The 17,448-nt window shown below is 50.8% G+C and carries 14 protein-coding genes and 2 tRNA genes; 7 read left to right on the top strand and 9 right to left on the bottom strand.

All coding sequences use genetic code 11. The features are described from left to right. The first annotated feature begins 224 nt into the window (after positions 1-224). Positions 225-1,658, top strand: coding sequence for a DUF6056 family protein (locus CHB92_RS09345; protein ID WP_089318939.1), 1,434 nt, complete (start codon positions 225-227; stop codon positions 1,656-1,658). A 25-nt stretch (positions 1,659-1,683) separates the two neighbouring features. Here CHB92_RS09345 and CHB92_RS09350 read toward each other — a convergent pair whose 3' ends face one another. The 6 genes from CHB92_RS09350 to CHB92_RS09375 form a co-directional block, all read right to left on the bottom strand. Further along, the gene (locus tag CHB92_RS09350) at positions 1,684-3,594 is read right to left on the bottom strand and encodes a RecQ family ATP-dependent DNA helicase (protein ID WP_089318940.1); all 1,911 of its coding nucleotides are present in this window, start codon (positions 3,592-3,594) and stop codon (positions 1,684-1,686) included. 129 nt (positions 3,595-3,723) lie between these two features. Next, positions 3,724-4,518, bottom strand: coding sequence for a hypothetical protein (locus CHB92_RS09355; protein ID WP_089318941.1), 795 nt, complete (start codon positions 4,516-4,518; stop codon positions 3,724-3,726). 360 nt (positions 4,519-4,878) lie between these two features. Continuing rightward, entirely contained in the window at positions 4,879-5,547 is a 669-nt protein-coding gene (locus tag CHB92_RS09360) for an ABC transporter ATP-binding protein (RefSeq protein WP_089318942.1), read from the bottom strand. Positions 5,548-5,644: 97 nt separating this feature from the next. After that, the gene (locus tag CHB92_RS09365; RefSeq protein WP_089318943.1) at positions 5,645-6,889 is read right to left on the bottom strand and encodes an AI-2E family transporter; all 1,245 of its coding nucleotides are present in this window, start codon (positions 6,887-6,889) and stop codon (positions 5,645-5,647) included. Positions 6,890-6,936: 47 nt separating this feature from the next. Then, a complete protein-coding gene (locus CHB92_RS09370; protein WP_089318944.1) occupies positions 6,937-8,022 on the bottom strand; it encodes an AI-2E family transporter in 1,086 nt (361 codons plus the stop codon). 76 nt (positions 8,023-8,098) lie between these two features. Further along, complete coding sequence (locus CHB92_RS09375; protein ID WP_089318945.1) at positions 8,099-9,187, bottom strand: AI-2E family transporter; 1,089 nt, start codon at positions 9,185-9,187, stop codon at positions 8,099-8,101. 210 nt (positions 9,188-9,397) lie between these two features. Between CHB92_RS09375 and sucC the strand changes: the two genes are divergently transcribed. Next, positions 9,398-10,594, top strand: coding sequence for an ADP-forming succinate--CoA ligase subunit beta (gene sucC, locus CHB92_RS09380; RefSeq protein WP_089318946.1), 1,197 nt, complete (start codon positions 9,398-9,400; stop codon positions 10,592-10,594). Between the two features lie 81 nt (positions 10,595-10,675). On the opposite strand, the gene CHB92_RS09385 is transcribed toward sucC, so the two are convergent. Further along, a complete protein-coding gene (locus CHB92_RS09385; protein ID WP_089318947.1) occupies positions 10,676-11,092 on the bottom strand; it encodes an organic hydroperoxide resistance protein in 417 nt (138 codons plus the stop codon). A gap of 154 nt (positions 11,093-11,246) precedes the next feature. Between CHB92_RS09385 and CHB92_RS09390 the strand changes: the two genes are divergently transcribed. Together CHB92_RS09390 and CHB92_RS09395 are read left to right on the top strand one after the other, a co-directional pair. Further along, positions 11,247-11,320 (top strand) — tRNA-Arg (locus CHB92_RS09390). Between the two features lie 328 nt (positions 11,321-11,648). Beyond that, positions 11,649-12,077, top strand: a complete 429-nt coding sequence (locus CHB92_RS09395; RefSeq protein WP_089318948.1) for a hypothetical protein — start codon at positions 11,649-11,651, stop codon at positions 12,075-12,077. Positions 12,078-12,088: 11 nt separating this feature from the next. On the opposite strand, the gene CHB92_RS09400 is transcribed toward CHB92_RS09395, so the two are convergent. Beyond that, complete coding sequence (locus CHB92_RS09400; RefSeq protein WP_089318949.1) at positions 12,089-12,355, bottom strand: hypothetical protein; 267 nt, start codon at positions 12,353-12,355, stop codon at positions 12,089-12,091. Between the two features lie 656 nt (positions 12,356-13,011). Here CHB92_RS09400 and CHB92_RS09410 point away from each other — a divergent pair. Next, positions 13,012-14,349 carry an SPW repeat domain-containing protein gene (locus CHB92_RS09410; RefSeq protein WP_179222998.1) on the top strand — a complete coding sequence of 446 codons (1,338 nt, stop codon included), beginning with the start codon at positions 13,012-13,014 and terminating at the stop codon, positions 14,347-14,349. A 135-nt stretch (positions 14,350-14,484) separates the two neighbouring features. Here the strand turns inward: CHB92_RS09410 and CHB92_RS09415 are convergent, their stop codons facing one another. After that, positions 14,485-15,582: a sodium:calcium antiporter gene (locus tag CHB92_RS09415; protein WP_089318952.1), complete on the bottom strand. Its 1,098-nt coding sequence runs from the start codon at positions 15,580-15,582 to the stop codon at positions 14,485-14,487. A gap of 332 nt (positions 15,583-15,914) precedes the next feature. Here CHB92_RS09415 and CHB92_RS09420 point away from each other — a divergent pair, with 332 nt between their 5' ends. Continuing rightward, on the top strand, positions 15,915-17,066 hold the full coding sequence (locus CHB92_RS09420) for an MFS transporter (protein ID WP_089318953.1): 1,152 nt from the start codon (positions 15,915-15,917) through the stop codon (positions 17,064-17,066). A gap of 165 nt (positions 17,067-17,231) precedes the next feature. Further along, positions 17,232-17,305 (top strand) — tRNA-Pro (locus CHB92_RS09425). The last annotated feature ends 143 nt before the right edge of the window (positions 17,306-17,448 follow it).

The raw sequence follows: 17,448 nt of genomic DNA on the forward strand, positions 1-17,448 counted from the left end.
AACAACTATTAAAAAAGCATAAATCCTGTTTGCCATGTTAGCAGGGCACCTATTATTTCCTACACTCTCTTTAGCGGCTCTAGTCCACCAACAAAGCATTGCTCGGCACTGCTCATCGCAGGGGTTTTATCTTATATTTGAAGTGCCTTAACTTTACAAGTCCCATGATGCACGCTCTACACGAAAAACGACAAGTACCCTACCTCCTCTTTTTATGTTTAGGTGTGCTGGCATTACTACCTTTCCTGCTGCTAACCCTGTACAATCATCCACAGGCCGATGACTATGGCTTTGCCGTCAGAGATACGACCTACAGCTTTTGGGAAACACACAAGACCTTCTATTTAAACTGGACGGGCCGATACTTCAGCACCAACACGGCCTTTCATGTCAATCCTTTAATCTATCGTGCCATAGGCAGTGCTGTGACGGTATACAAACTCTACTCCCTTTTGCTCATCCTGCTATTAGGGGTCTCTACCTTTTTCTTACTGTTTAAACTCCTTAGCCCCTACTTTAAAATTATTAGCATACTGGCTTTAGCGGTGCTGCTCTTATGCCTGTACCTGCTGCAAATGCAAAGTGTATCTGAAGGCATCTTCTGGCTCTCCGGTTACCTGACCTATCAGCTACCAAACATCCTGATGCTTTTAATGCTGGCTCTTCTCGTGGGCTTCTTTAAAACAGGAGACAAAACGGTGAAGACAGCCTACGTCGCTTTGGCAGCGTTGTTTTGTGTAGCCATTGTGGGCTCTAACGAGATGTCAGTCGTGATGGCTTTTACCACCACGCTCTTCCTTCTTTACAATAACTGGAACGGCCGAAAGAACCGGCCTTACCTGCTATTCCTGTTTCTGGCTTGTGTGGCAGCCTGTTTAGTAGCAGTACTTGCCCCGGGGAATTATGCCCGCATGGAAGACCATCCAAATGCATCCAGGCCACTGTGGGCTACTGTCTATGCTTTCTTCTTAACAGGGCTTAGCTTTTACCGGTGGCTGGCCCCACTGCTGGCTGCCTCCATGCTTTACCTCTTTTACTGGGGGCTGCCTTTGGCCCAAAAGGCAAAAGCACTTGGTGTATTCCAAGTAAGCCTTCGGACCGCTGTACTCTACTTCCTCGTCACGCTTTTCCTGATGCAGTTTGCCTTTACCTGGGCTGTCGGGGAGCGGCCTACCCCACGGGTGGAGAACGTTATTTACTTTTTCTTTGTGTTTGGCTGGTTTTACATCCTGCAGGTTGCTGTCATAAAATATGCTCGCCTGCTGCAAGCCGAACGCAACCTGTCCCCTGCCTTGCCTGTAGCCGCCTTCGTCCTTTTTACCTTGTTCCTGTTTGATATAGACAAAAACGTAGCAACCGCCTACGTCGACTTATTTTCGGGCAAAGCGGCCGCCTATGATCGTGCCATGTACCAGCGGTATGACTCCCTGCAGGCATCCAGGTGTGATACGTGTGCACTTGCGCCGCTGCCTGCCATACCACAGTCTGTCTATTTCCTGGACCTGATGGAAGGAGAGGAGAACAGCAGCTTTTGGGTGAACAGGGACTTTGCCGACTATTGGAACAAGTCTGGTGTGTACCTGTCCTCCCCTAACCCGGTGATAAAAGATAACACCGCCACCTTAAGAGAAACAGGTAAGCAAGCACTTCAGCAGTAAGCGGCCCAGGCAAAGGTTTCCCCTCCTATTCCACCGCTTCCAGCTTTCCGCTCTCTTTATACTTCAGGTGACCAAGGTCTAGCAGTTCCCGCACCAGGGCTGTCACGGTTTCGGCATGCTTGGGCTCAAACTGCTGTACCAGTTCACGGGGTAGCCAAGCCTGGGCTTTTACCAGTTCCAGTACTTTTTCGCGGAGGCCCTCCTGGGCCGCCCCTTCCCGTTCCTTTTTTCTTGCTGCCAGGCAGTAATCGCAAATACGGCAGCGGGCATCACTTATCTCGCCGAAGTATTCCAGTAAGAGCTGTGTGCGGCAGCGGTTGTGCGTCTCCACATAGCGTGCCATCTCCTTTGCCTGCTGCAAAGCCCGCTCGCGCAGGGCTTCCAACTTTTTGGTGTTCAGGAGCAGCCTGCTTGCCTCCTCTCGCGGGGCCGTAAAGGTAAGCTGCGGCGCATCGTGCTGCGGCTCGTAGTTAATCACCTGCAGCTTGTGCAGGTATTCAAGCTTCCGGCGAACTTCCTGCTCTGTCGCATTCAGGTACTGCGCCAGCTTGGGCTCCGATACTTTTACAAAGTTAGCGAAAGCCTCCCCTCCGTACAGCCGAAGGATGAGGCGAATAAGCCTGTCATGCTCCGGGTGCTTTAACTGGAAGCTGTACAACTCCGTGTTCTCTAACACCAGCATCAACCGCGAGGGCGCGTAATAGCCTTCGTTTAGCAGCAGGTAGCCTTCTGCTTCCAGGCGCTTTATGGCATGGTGTACCTCCAGGGCTTGCAGTTTATAGTTCCTGGCAAAGGCGGCCAGGTCAAAGTCGAAGCTACCCATGAGGCCACTGCCTACGGCCAACTGGTAATAATTTGCCAGGCACTGGTACACGCGTCGGATAAAATCGATGGCCGGATGTGCTTCCGCTACCTTACGCTGCAGTTCCGCCACGTCGTTAGGCCCGTACAGGATAGTAGCATAGGCATACTGCTCATCGCGACCGGCGCGGCCTGCTTCCTGGTAATAGGCCTCCAGACTTTCCGGCAAGTCCAGGTGCACGACCAAGCGCACGTCGGGTTTGTCGATGCCCATGCCGAAGGCGTTGGTCGCCACCATCACCCGCACCTGGTCCTGTATCCAGGCCTGTTGCACGGCATTGCGCTGCTCAAACTTCAGCCCTGCGTGGTAGGCAGTTGCCGTAATGCGGCGGGCCTGCAGGAACTTGGCCACTTCTACTGTCTGGCGGCGGCTGCGCACGTACACGATGCTCTGCCCCGGCATGCGCTGCAGCACTTCCAGCAGGCGGTTCACCTTATCCTCGGTATAAAGGCAGGAATAGGAAAGGTTGGCCCGGGCAAAGCTTTTCTGGAAAACATGGGGGGTGGCAAAGCGCAGCTTCTCCTGTATGTCGGCCTTTACCTGTGCAGTGGCCGTGGCCGTAAGGGCAATGACCGGCACCAGTGGCAACACCTCCCTTAACTCAGCTAACTGCAGATATGGTGGCCGGAAATCGTAGCCCCACTGGGAGATACAGTGGGCTTCGTCTACGGCCAGCAAGTTCACCTTCATTCGCTTCACCCGCTCCTGGAAGATGTCAGTGAACAAGCGCTCGGGCGAGAGGTAAAGAAACTTCACGCCGCCGTACACGCAGTTATCCAGGGCCACATCTATTTCGCGGCGGCTCATCCCCGAATATACCGCCACCGCATTGATGCCTCTCCGCTTCAGTTGTTCCACCTGGTCCTTCATCAGCGCAATCAGCGGGGTGATCACCAGGCACAGGCCCTCCTGCGCTAGAGCAGGCACCTGGAAGCACAGCGACTTGCCGCCCCCTGTGGGAAGCAGCGCGAGCGTGTCCTTCCCGGCCAGCACAGAGCGGATGATCTCTTCCTGCAAGGGCCGGAACTGCTCATAGCCCCAATAGGTCTTCAGGATGTGGTGGATGTCTTGCAAAGGGTATGTGCTTTACCTGCGAAGATAAGCGATAAGGAGCAGAAGCCTCCACTAGAAGACGAGCAGGACAATAAAAAAAGCCTGCCCCTAAAAAGAGGCAGGCTTGTACGTTTAAACTATTTCTCCGGATTAAGCAGCAGCAGACTGTCCGTCTTCGCGCTCTTCAATCACTTTTTTCAGTTTCTCGATGGCTTGTGCAGCACGCTCCTCGTCCAGGCGGTTAATGTTCAGCAACATTTTTGTTTTCTCCTGGCGGGTAATCACCGGGTTGTTCAGCAGGCCAATGATCGCCTCCTTCTGCTTGGCAGAGGCATAACGTACGCTGCCCTGGCTTTCTGCTTCGGCTTTCGGCTGTGCTGGCTCTTCGGCTTTTGCAGCAGGGGCAGCCGCCTTCATGGTTGCCTTTTTCTCTGTTGGTACCGCTGGCTTTGCACTTTGGTCGTTGCCGCTATAGTCCATCTCCTCTGCTGGGGTAGGCTCATAGCCGGCAGCGCGGATAATCCAGGCCAGAATGTTACGGTATGCTTTACCGATAGCACGTGTCTGGGCCATAGAGGCAATGGCGAACTCCTGGTAATACTTCTTACCCTGCTCTTTGTTAGAGCAGATAGCAAAACCAGCGCCCACTACCTGCTGGCTGCGCAAATCAAGGAGATTTACTTTTGCCTGATACTTAATTTCGTCATCAGTACTGATATTCACCACATGCTCTACCACGGGCAGAATACCTAAACGGGAACCAGCGTACTGCCAGCCCTCTACGTTCACATACTCTTTGCCCTGTATATTCTGATACAGCCTGTTCTCCTTGATAAACTTCGCCAAGTCTACAGCCAGATGAAGCGTCTCATCCGATTTGGCTATATCATAGCTTTCTATCTTAGCTTTCTTCTGCACTGTCGCCTCCTTATTTGATTGACTCATATTCAATTAGCTTTCAATTTATCGTTCATATATCAAACAAGAGAGGGTGGTAAATGGTGCAAAAAATAAAAAAAAACAGCTATTTTATATACTTGATAGACAATCAGTTACGAACTGCTTTAAATATTTTTTCGCAGGCCCCTCCATGTCTGCTTCAGAGGCTAAAAGTTGAGCAAGGGTAGAGTATAAATACGAGAAATGAAGCGTTTAGATTTGGGGCAACAGCAGGATTTTCGGGAAGAACTGGCAGTGCGGCGGCAGGCATAACTCCCTTAATAGTTTGTAACGGGTACATAAAAAACAGCTCCAGCTACCCTACGGGTTACTGAAGCTGCCAGTATTTATTCTCGATGGTGGGTTTTACCCCACTGTTGTTTCCTGCACGATCATGCCGTCTTTCATCACCAAAGTTCGGTCGGCCATAGAGGCTAGCTGCTCATTGTGCGTCACGATCACGAAAGTCTGGTTAAACTCGCGTCGCAGCCTAAAGAAGATGTCATGCAGCTCATGCGCATTCTGTGAGTCCAGGTTACCACTGGGTTCGTCTGCAAAGATAACCTGCGGGGAGTTGATCAGGGCGCGGGCTACAGCGGTACGCTGCTGCTCGCCCCCGGAAAGCTCGGAAGGCTTGTGGTGCACGCGGTCTGCCAAGCCCAGCATCTGCAGAAACTCCTCGGCCTGCCGCTGCACCTCTTTCTCAGGCCTGCCCGCCAGGAACCCTGGCAGACAGGCATTTTCCAAAGCGGTAAACTCCGGTAGCAGGTTGTGAAACTGGAAGATAAAACCAATGTGCCTGTTGCGGAAACGGGCCAACTCCGTGGCATTCATCTTGGCTATGTTGTTGCCGTCAAAAAGGACCTCGCCGGCATCGGCCGCATCCAGGGTGCCTAAGATATGCAGCAGGGTGCTTTTGCCTGCGCCGGAAGCCCCCACGATCGATACGACTTCGCCTTTGGCAATCGTCAGATCAATGCCTTTGAGCACCTCCAGCGCGCCATATTTTTTATAAATGTTTGATACTTGCAGCACTACGGGATCGGGTATAGTAAGACTTACAGTAGCCTTACTCTTTCAAAACTACAAAACAAATAATTTACTTCTATACCCTGCTTTAAAAATGCAGAGCCTACTCTTCCCTTCTGATGATCCTTTGCCGGGTTACTTTCGCCTGACCGGTATCCTCCTCCTCACCCATGCCATGCCGGTGAATGCGCGCCTCTCCGGCATCCAATGGCTTTGCCTGGATCACGTCCTTTATCCAAAGCTCCCGCACCAGTACCATGATCACGGCCAGCAACGGAGCCGCCAATAAAAGGCCCAGCGTTCCCTGCACTATGCCCAGCAGTACCTGGAAAAAGAGCAGCAAGGCAGGAGGCAACTCCACCGCCCGTTTCATGATGATTGGTATTAGCCAAAAGCTCTCTATCAATTGAATGCCAAAGAACACGACGGCTACAATCAGGGCCGTCTGGGTACCCTGTGTAAGTCCGACCAATACAGCAGGAATACCTGCCAGCCAGGGGCCGATATTCGGAATAAACTCAAAGAAGAAAGCCAGCACAGCAAGTGCATAGGCCATAGGTAAACCTATAATCTTATAGGCAATCGCCATTGTTACCCCTACGATGGTCATAGAGATGAGCATCGCCACCAACCAGGCCTTTAGTATGGTATACAGTTTATTCAGCACCTCCATCACACGGTCCTGGTTCCGTACCGGGAAGAGGCTGGCGAAACCTTCGGTGTAAAGCTTAGGACTGGCGGCGAAAAACAGCGCTGTCACAATTACTATCAACAGGTCGATCAGGATACTGAAGACAGAAGAAACAAAGCCTGTTACTTTCGAAAATATGGAGCTTTGCCCGGAGAAGATAGAGAAACTGTCACCAGAGGTTCCCTGTCCCGAAGCTGCCTGGCCAGATGCCCCCTGCCCCGATGCTCCTTGGCCAGTGGCCTCCTGCGCGGTAGACATCAGGTTTGAAACAGACAGGTCGTTGGGAACCTTCTGGAGTAGCTGACTCCCCCAGCCATATTGGTTTAGCCAGTCCTGCACCTTGTTCAAGGATTGGGGAATGGTATTTCCTAACTGCCTGAACTGATCTGCCACCGTGGGGGCAATCAACCAAAAGGCGCCAATGATCACCCCAAAGAACACTATCACCGACAGAAAAAGGCTAAGGCCCCGGTTCATGCCCGTTTTTTCCACCACCCAGTTGGTCATGCCGCAGAACAAAACGGCCAGCAGAATACCGGCAAATACCAACAGCAGGAAGTACAGGTGCTTCCCTGTTAAGTAAAAGCCTGCCGCTATTAACAACAAAACAAATGCGGCAATGGCCACGCGCTTTGCGAAGAGGTATACGTTCATCATAGTCTTATTCTTTTGTTCCTAGGTTATACTTGTCATGCCTTAACTTGTTACCCTAAAGGCACTGGCTCCCTTGCCTTAGCCTGCTTCGCATGGATAACGTCCCTGACCCAAAGCTCCCGGGTCACCACCAGGAGCACGGCCAGCAGCGGAGCGGCCAAAAGCACCCCTAGCGCCCCCTGCATCACTCCTAACAGTACCTGGAAGAACAAGAGCAGTGCCGGGGGTATCTTGATTGCTCTTTTTAGAACAAGAGGCAGGATCACAAGGCCTTCCACGACCTGAATCAAGGCAAACACAGCTCCCACAGTCACAGCTGTCTGTGGGCTTACCGTAAGTCCGATCAACACGGCAGGCACCGCTGCGATTAAAGGGCCAATGTTTGGAATAAACTGAAGCATGAAAGCGAGCAAAGCCAGCGCATAGGCTAGTGGCAGACCGATAATTTGGTAGGCAACGGCAGTGGATACGCCAACAAGCGCCATGATGATCAACATCGACCACAACCACTTTTTCATCGCGAGGTACAGCTTGTCGAGCACCTCTAACACCCTGTCCTGGTTCCGGACCGGAAAGAGACTGGCAAAGCCGTGCGTGTAAAGTTTAGGGTTGGCTGCAAAGTACAGCGCTGTGACCGTTACGATAAGGAGATCAAACAGGACCCCAAAGAGAGACGATAAGAAGTTAATCACCTTGGTCACGAAGGTCTCCTGCCCTGCTGAGGCTCCTTGGTCGGGTATGAGGTTGGACACGGACACATTCTCGGGCACTTTCTGGAGCAATTGGCTTCCCCAGCCATACTGGTTTAACCACTCCTGTACCTTGTTTAGCGACTGTGGGACAGAAGCGCTTAACTGCCTGAACTGATCCGACACTGTGGGGGCAATTAGCCAGAAGGCACCGGTGATTGCCCCAAAGAACAGGATGAAGGCCAGGAAAAGGCTCAGGCCCCGGTTCAGGTGGGTTTTATGCACGATCCAGTTTGTGATGCCGCAGAGCAGAATAGCCAGCAGGGCGCCGGAGAACACCAGCAGCACAAAGTAAAAGTACTTCCCTATTAAGAAGAAGCCCACCGTTAGCAGCAACAAAACAAAGGTGGCAATCGCCGCTCGTTTTGCATAGAGGTATACGTTCATCGTCGTCCTTCCCTTTTTATTCACAGGTTATACTGGTCATGCCCTCACTTGTTCCCCGAGGCTGTCAGCGCCTACGCTACACGCCTTTTGTTTTCCCTACAGGCTTGTGGCTAGCCCTCTCCTCCGCTGCATCCAGGGGCTCTTTTTCCAGCACGTCCTGCACGTACAGTTCCTCTACCAGCACCAGAATCACCGCCAGTATGGGGGCAGCCAAAAGCAGCCCCAGGGCTCCGGCTAAAGTGCCTAGCAGTACCTGAAAGAAAAGCAGCAGTGCCGGGGGCAAGTCTACCGTTTTCTGAAAAATGATCGGGGTTATCCAGTAGGTTTCGATAAGCTGCACACCGCCATACACCAGTACGGTATAAAGGGCCATCTGGGGTCCCACCGTCAGGCCGATCAGTACCGCGGGCACTCCCGCCAGCCAGGGGCCGATGTTCGGGATAAAGGCGAGCAGAAACGCGATAACGGCCAGGGCAAAGGGCACCGGAAGGCCAATCAGGCTGTAGCCAATGGCCGTACTTACCCCGACAATAGTCATGGCCGACAACATGCCTACCAGCCACATTTTCAGGGCCTCGTAGCATTTGTTCAGCACCTCCATCACGCGGGTACGGTTGCGTACGGGGAAGAGCCGCACCACGCCCTTCGTGTAAAGCTTGGGCTCTGAAGCGAAGAACAGCGCTGTGACGATAATGACCACCAGGTCGGCCAGCACATCCAGCGTAGAGGAGAAAATGCCTATAAACCTGCTGAGGGTGGCCTTTTGTGCAGGCATCAGCCCATTCACACTAACCGGGATCTCCGCAACCAGTTTTTTTGCCCAGGCGTACTGCCCCAACCGCTCCTTCAGATAGCCCAGCCCCTCTGGCACAGCCGCACCCAACTCGTCGAACTGGCTGCTCACCCGGGGCGCCACCAACCAGAACAGCCCACCCAGCACCCCGAACACAAGAAAAGCGCTGATCAGAAGACCGAGCCCGCGGCTCACATGCAGCCTGGCCTGAAGCCAGTTGGTGATACCGCAAAACAAAGCTGCCAGCAGAATACCGGCGAACACAAGCAGGAAGAAGTGGGCATGCCTGGCCAGCAGGTAAAAGGCGGCCAGCACCAGCAAAGTAATAGCGGCGGTTAGGGCCACCCGCTTTGCGTAGGTAAAGACGTTCATAAAGGATTATTTCATATTTCTGCTGCTCCTATTGATGCGGCCCTTGTGTTTACTTTGAAAAAGGAATACGCGTTACGCAGGGGGTTTGGCAGCCTTTGGGGGAGGTAGAAATAACCACAACAGGTATCGAAGGAGTAATATTTTAAAAACGCTTTACTTGAATTTAAGGCGATAAAAACTTACTTTCGTGCGTCCATAAAAACTGAACGCATGAATATACACGAATATCAGGCTAAAGAAATTTTAAAGAGCTACGGCGTACGTATCCAGGAGGGTATCGTGGCTGAGACGCCAGACCAGGCAGTAAAAGCTGCCATGAAACTGACCGAAGAAACCGGTACAGGCTGGCATGTGATCAAGGCCCAAATACATGCTGGTGGCCGTGGAAAAGGTGGCGGCGTGAAGCTTGCCAAAAGCCTGGACCAGGTAAAAGAGCTTGCCGACCAGATTCTGGGCATGACCTTGGTAACGCACCAGACAGGACCAGAAGGTAAGCTGGTACAGAAAGTGCTTGTTGCACAGGACGTGTACTACCCTGGCGACTCCGAGCCAAAAGAGTACTACCTGAGCATCCTGCTGGACCGCGCCAAAGGCATGAACGTGATCATGGCCTCTACAGAAGGTGGTATGGACATTGAGGAAGTAGCTGAGAAAACTCCTGAGAAGATCATCAAAGAGTGGATCGACCCGGCTGTAGGCCTGCAAGGCTTCCAGGCGCGTAAGATCGCTTTTGCTTTCGGCCTGCAGGGCGAAGCTTTCAAGGAGATGGTGAAGTTCGTAACCAACCTGTACAAAGCATATGTGGAGACAGACTCTTCTATGTTTGAGATCAACCCGGTGTTGAAGACCTCAGACAACAAGATCCTGGCTGTTGACGCGAAAGTAAACCTGGACGACAACGCCCTGTACCGCCACAAAGACCTGGCTGCCATGCGCGACCTTTCTGAAGAGGATCCGTTGGAAGTTGAGGCAGGTGAGCATAACCTGAACTACGTGAAGCTGGACGGTAACGTAGGCTGCATGGTAAACGGTGCCGGTTTGGCGATGGCGACCATGGACATTATCAAGCTTTCTGGCGGTGAGCCTGCTAACTTCCTGGACGTTGGGGGTGGAGCCAATGCACAGACCGTAGAAGCCGGTTTCCGCATCATCCTGAAAGACCCGAACGTGAAGGCCATCCTGATCAACATCTTTGGTGGCATCGTTCGTTGCGACCGTGTAGCCAACGGTGTGGTAGAGGCTTACAAAAACATCGGCGACATCAAGGTTCCGATCATTGTGCGTCTGCAGGGTACTAACGCTGAAGAAGGTGCCAAGATCATTGACGAGTCCGGCCTGAAAGTTTACTCTGCCGTGGTTCTGAAAGAGGCAGCGGACAAAGTAAAGCAAGTACTTGCCGAAGCTTAATTCCTACAGAAATCATAAAAGACGAAGGCGGCCTGTGGGGCCGCCTTCGTCTTTTTATAGCTATCCGGAAAACTACGGCTGCTACACTACTTCCAACTCCACGTCAACGTTCCCACGGGTACCGACCGAGTAAGGGCATATCTGGTGCGCCTCGTCTACCATCTGCTTCGCTTTCTCCTTATCTACCCCCTTCACGCTTACCGCAAGCTTCACGCTCAGGGCAAAGCTATCGTCCTCTTTCTTATTCAGGTCCACATGTGCGGTGACAGTAGAGTCTGGATTGAGACGCTCCCCATGCCTTCCTGCCACCACCAGCAGGGCACTTTGAAAGCAGGCGGCATACCCCGCTGCAAAGAGTTGCTCGGGATTGGTGCTCCCCCCCTGCCCGCCTAAGCCCTCTGGCAAGGACAACTTCATGTCAATGATCCCGTCATCGGATTTTACCTGGCCCCTTCGGCCTCCTGTGGCAGTTACCACCGCCGTGTACAGTTTCTCCATAGTTTCAGTTATTTATGATTGCCTTCCTTTAGAGGTTTAACCTCTAAAACTGACGTATTGTTTTTAAAACGGACAGGAAGCTGGAAACAGCAGCAAATATTTTGCATCAGCTATTTCCTTTTCTCAGCATAGTTCCTATTTTTGCACTCGTACTGCACCCGTAGTTCAACTGGATAGAATATCGGATTTCGGCTCCGAGGGTTAGGGGTTCGAATCCTCTCGGGTGCACAACAAAGTACAAAAGCCTTGTAAACTAATGTTTGCAAGGCTTTTCTTTTTTAAAGCCCTGCACGTAAAACAAAATGCTGGTACAAGTTTTATGTAGCACTGTACCACCCCTTACAGGCTATAACTACGGCCAAAAAAGCCATAAAAGGCAGACGGAGACAAACCTCTAAAAAGACTGTGGGAGCCAAAACCCTCAAATTAAATTTAACCCATTGATCGCCTCTACGTTAAAGCTTCTGTCTTGGGAGACGTGAACTAATACCCTGTTAAATTGCCTTATATAAGGCATGCATTTAATAGTTTTGCATGATACTCAATACGCCTATACATGATCTTATTTGAAAACGGCCTCCTGAAGTTAGACTACAACCCTGCTACCGACATTTTAGAAGTGGCCTACCCTGACCTGCACGACTACCTGCTCTCGGAGATCAAACACAGTATTAATATCCTGATTGACACGATCAAGCACTACGACGTTAAGAAAGTGCTACTCGACTCAACCAGAACCGTTATCTCTGTAAGTGACGAAGAAAGCCGGGAGATAGCAGTGTACTTAGCCACCGGACTCATGGGGACACGCGTGCAGAAAGTGGCGCGGGTACAGTCTTCCAGCACAACGGTGGAGATCACAGCACAGGGAAACATGAGGCACATAAAGGAATCACAACTGCTCTCTTACGACCTCCAGAACTTTAACAGCAAAGCAGAGGCTGAAACGTGGCTGAAGGACAAAAGCACGGTAGAAGCAGTATAGAAAAGCACTAGCTAGAAAAGCCCTGTTTTCTTCAGAAAGCGGGGCTTTTCTGTTTTAACACCCTCACAGCAGTGCCTGGAGACCGTATTGAAATTTCGCTTCTGTTTGCGGGTGAAAAGCATCACCAGCGCGTCCTCGGAACTCAACTTCCTCTGCTGTATCGCCAGCCCCAGTAAGGCACTCATAATGCTCTTAGTCACGGAGTGCCCATTGTAAGCGCTGTATTTGGTTGCCCCTTCCAAGTACTTATCCACCACTAACTTATCGCCCTTGATCACCTGCAGCCCCTGCCCCTCTTCCAGTCCTGTAAGTTTCGAAAATAATGATCGAAGTGGTTAGCAGCATAGCCTACGTTATCGGAGAAGGCTATTTCCCAGTTATAGGGCTTGTAGTCCCTGCAGAAGACTGTGACTGGCTGAAGGGGGATTTGACTTAGGTTGAGGGGGTGCCACCCTAAAACATAGTTTAGGCCATTAAGACCGACCAGCAGAGCGCCCGTTGCTCCTAAGCCTATCCACATTTTGCCTGCGATTCTTTTTCCAGAGCATTATAGCCAGGAGCACCACTAGCAACAGCAAGGCCACACATACGCGATCAGGTTGAGGTAGGGCGCATAGAAGAGCTCCCTTTTCACCCTGTACCCGAGGTAGAGGAACAGCAGGGTAAGACAGGTAAAGACGAGGAGACGCGAGCCCTAAGCAGGCTGCCGCAAACAAAAGAACGCCTGCCTGCGTTACCTTTTTTTAACGAAACCCGCGGGAAAACTAGTAGCGAGCAGGCGTATCCGGGGTTACAAGAGTACGGTGCTGTAGGCTTCGGGGAGGGAATTTGGTGCAGGAAAGAAGGCTTACAGATAGTAGCGCCTGTCTGTTTATTCTAAAATTTGATATATATGGGCCTTACTTTTAGCAATCTCTTTTTTGTAAAAAAGGACATGTTTCCTGAAGAGAAGCAGTCTGCTCATGAACAGCATCACCAACGGGTTAGCTGGGTTTACTACGCCACCATTACATTGGGCCTTTGGCTCATTGCCGGCCCGCCCACCTTTGGCTATAAGGTACCGGCGATGGTCTGGAATGATATTATTGCCGGCTTCCTGCTGATAGGCTTAAGCTACCTTGCGTTAAAACCTTACAGGCTCTGGGCACAGTGGGGCATTGTTTTTCTGGGTATCTGGCTTTTGGTGGCCCCCATGGTCTTTTGGGCTAAGGAAGGGGCAGCCCTCCTGAACGACTATTTTATAGGCACCCTGGCTGTAACACTAGCCATTGTAATAGCCAGGCAGCCGGGCATTAAGCTGTACGCCCCTGCAGGCCCTAATGTGCCAGCTGGCTGGAGTTACAACCCCTCTTCCTGGAACCAGCGGGTACCCGTGGTCTTTTTGGCCTGGCTGGGCTTTTTTGTTGCCCGCTACATGGGTGCTTTTCAGATGGGTTATATAGACACGGTGTGGGACCCTTTTTTTGGAGAGGGCACTCGTAAAGTACTAACGTCCAAAGTATCCCACTCTTTTCCGATATCCGATGCCATGCTAGGGGCTTTCTCTTATGTGATAGATGTGCTGTTTGGTTTAGCAGGAGGTACGCACCGTTGGCGCACGATGCCCTGGGTGGTGATTATCTTCGGTATTCTGATTGTGCCACTTGGTATCGTCAGCATCACCCTGATCATCCTGCAGCCCGTGTCGGTGGGGTACTGGTGTACTCTGTGCCTTTGCAGTGCCCTGATCTCCCTGATCATGATCCCTTTTACACTGGATGAGGTGCTGGCCACGGCACAGCTCATGAAGCATGAAAAAGAGGTGAGAGGAACCTCTTACTGGACAACCTTTTGGTTTGGCGGCACCATGGAAGGCGGCGAGATAGAGGAAAAAAAGCACCCATCCGGCCTGTTGAATCTTACCATTAAGGAAGGAGGAAAGGATCTTTTATTAAGACCCTGGAATTTGTTCCTGCTCATGGCAGTGGGAATATGGGTGATGTCGGCCCCCGGGGTATTAGGGTACACCGGCACCATAGCTGACAGCAACCATATTGTCGGGGCCATTGCCGTTATGTTCGCCATTATTGCCATGTCAGAAGTAGGGCGCCCCCTGCGATACCTCCACATACTCTTCGGGCTTTGGCTCATTGCGGCTCCCTGGATCCTGGGCACAGACAACAATGCGGCCATGTGGAGTAATGTCATCTCCGGCCTTGTGTTAATTCCGCTGGCTATTCCGAGAGGCAAAGTGGAGGACAGTAGAGGAAGCTTTGATAAGTACATAAAATAATCCTGTGCCAGAAACAGGAAGGTATCCAAGCCACAGCGCTTTCCACTTTAGCAAAGCGCCAAAGGTATACTTAAAGCTTTAGCTGCGCATTCATGTAGCATAAACCTAGGAGCTGTACGAGTAGCTGGCTTAAACTTATCGGATGGTGTAGAGCACAATCATGCCTGCGATATAAAACAGCACCACAATAATGGAGTCAACGCCAAGCCTGTAGAAGGTCTTCCGGTACTTGATCGTGAGGCCTGCCTGGTAAATGCTTGTTAACAGGATGCCTATGATAGCGCCAATAGCGGCGAAGTCTCCTACTTCCTGTAGCGCAGGCCCTTCGAAATACAGCAGGTCGGCAAGTAAAACCAGACCAACGTTTAAAAGGTTAGTCCCAAAGATGTTGCTGAAAGCCATCCGGTACCTTTTGAGCTTTACGGCACTAATCGTGGTGCTGAGCTCGGGGAGGGAGGTGGTAAGCCCTACAAAGAAAAAGCCCATAAAGCTGGCTCCTAGTCCTGTTTTCGTAGCGATGACATCTGCCGTATTGGCGACAAAGTACCCTCCGACCAGAATGCAAATAGCGGCGACCAGGGTATACAGGCCTAGTTTAGAAACAACTACCTCCGATAGTTTTTCTTTTCCCTTTTTTCCAGTATTCTCTTCATGTTCCTCTTTCACACGCTCAGATACAATAGCTTGTACCTTGCCGATGCTTTCCCGCTCTTCCGGCTCCGTTAACCACCATTTCATTTGTTTAAAATAGTTTATGAGGTAAAAGAGGCCGACGTAAAAGCCGAACAGGATAATGGACCAAAGCCCCACATGAAAAATAGCAACATCCTTGAAAAGGATGGCAATGGCCGCCAGCGCCAGTAAAAAAGAAAGGCACATCGCCTGTAACCGGGACACAGGATTTTCAAGCGCACTACTCAACGCAATGTTTTTGATATATGCATCTGCCACGGCTAAAAGCGTCACCTGCAATGCAATGCTCCCAAACAGGTTGTTCACAGCCATAGAAACATTGTTCGCTAATGCTGCGGATACTGTGGTAGCGACCTCCGGGAGCGAGGTAATGATTGCAAGCCCAAGGGTCCCCACAAAGACTTCGGAAGCCCCTGTTTTCGCGATGATCTTGTCAGCGTACTTAGAGAGCCTTACCCCTGCCCCCCAAACCAGGGCACCAGATAAAACGAAAATAACAATGTTCCATACTAATGAAAGGTCCTGAATGTAGCTCTTCATTGTTAAATAGTCCTGAAGCTCTTTTAAAAATCAGTTTAGTGTTCGCACGAACACCCGAATAACTCCTGGGTACCAGTTAAAAGAGTTTTATACTAAAACAACGGTTTCTAGTTTTTCTTTAAAAGCAGGCTGGCGCCGTATAACCTTCCTCCTTACTTAGGAACGAACAATAGCGTAAACAGAGCAAGTTTAAGCGATCCTGCCTCCTGCCCCTAAGTCCTCCTTTTATCAGGGTTCGCTTGTGCCTGTAAGCGTTTCCCTAAATTGTTTTAAAGCACGGCCACTTATTGCGCTTAAGTCAGGATATTTGTCATTCCTCATACTTTGCCTTCATGGACTCTAAACTCAAGCAGCGGATTGCGCTCAGTACTTTTTTCTTTCTCTCCGGATTTAGCTTCTCGAGCTGGGCAGCACGCATTCCTACCATCAAAACAGCTTTTGGTTTTAACGAGGCAGAGCTCGGCACCATTCTGCTTGCTATGCCTATCAGCTCCCTGATTGGCCTTCCCTTCTCCGGTTGGCTCATCACCAAGTTTGACAGCCGCATTCCCTTATCGGTGGGGTTTTTAGTACATGCCACGTGCCTGTCTCTCATCTCCTTTGCCAACACCACCCTGACATTGGTGCTGGCAATCTTTTTGTTTGCCTTTAGCATGCGGATACTAAACATTGCCATGAACACGCAGGCGATCACCCTGCAGAAGCAATTCGATCGCAAAATCAACGGCTCCTTTCATGGTCTCTGGAGTACAGGCGGCATAGCAGGCGTAGGCTTTACCACCCTATTAGTGGCGCTGGATATTTCCATAGTACCCCATTTGATTGCGGTGTCTGTCGTCGCCATCCTCATAACCCTGTTTACCTACCGGTTCTTACTGCGGGACGACAGGTCTACGGCTGGCAATAAACTGGCCTTCGGCAAACCAGACCCATACATCCTCTACTTAGGGCTACTGGTGTTCTTTGCCGCCATCTGCGAAGGGGGCATGTTCGACTGGAGCGGTATTTATTTCCAGGAAGTAGTGCAGGTAGAGATTTTCACGTCCGGCTATCTGATCTTTATGGCCTTTATGGCGCTCTCCCGGTTTCTGTCTGATCGGATAATTGAAAGAATTGGCATGCCTGCCACCTATGTGTTGAGTGCTGTTTTTATTTTTTCAGGCATTGGGCTGGCTATTCTTATGCCGAACTTCTGGCCAGCCATGCTTGGCTTCTCCCTCGTTGGCTTTGGCACTGCCGCTGTTATCCCGATGACCTTTACTTTAGCAGGTGCCTCTAAAAAGTACTCTCCTGGCATGGCCATTTCTATCATTGCTACTTATGGGATGGTAGGGATGTTGATTGGTCCGCCTTTGATCGGCTATTTGGCCCATGCTTTTAACCTAAGGGTTTCGTTTATTGCCTTTGCCTGTGCCGGACTGATGTTTATCCCGATTTCTACTTTATTTTTTAAGAATGAAGCTCAGGCAGCAACAGCAAGCTAAGTTTAGATTTGATTCCCAGGGACATATCAATCAGGCTAACCAAGAGCGCTTTTGCTTTGGCTCTATTTCCTGATTATGCAAAATGTAAAGCAGAAATATATATCGCAACAGACCACCCAAAAGGCTTGCATTTGTTCTGTAAGGCTTTTATTTTGCCATCAGATTCGGGGTGTAGCGTAGCCTGGTATCGCGCCAGCATGGGGTGCTGGAGGTCGTGGGTTCGAATCCCGCCACTCCGACTTTAAAAGCCTTATACTTTTTGTATAAGGCTTTTTTTATTGCTGTCCCCTAGCCCATCTTTCAGCAGCCTTTAGCAGTGCAATTTCCTGCTTTGACTTTAGCAAAACGCTGCTTACCTTCGGGATAGGAACCTTTGTTAATT

This window comes from Pontibacter ummariensis, from assembly GCF_900188175.1.
In the GTDB taxonomy this organism is placed as follows: Bacteria; Bacteroidota; Bacteroidia; order Cytophagales; family Hymenobacteraceae; genus Pontibacter; species Pontibacter ummariensis.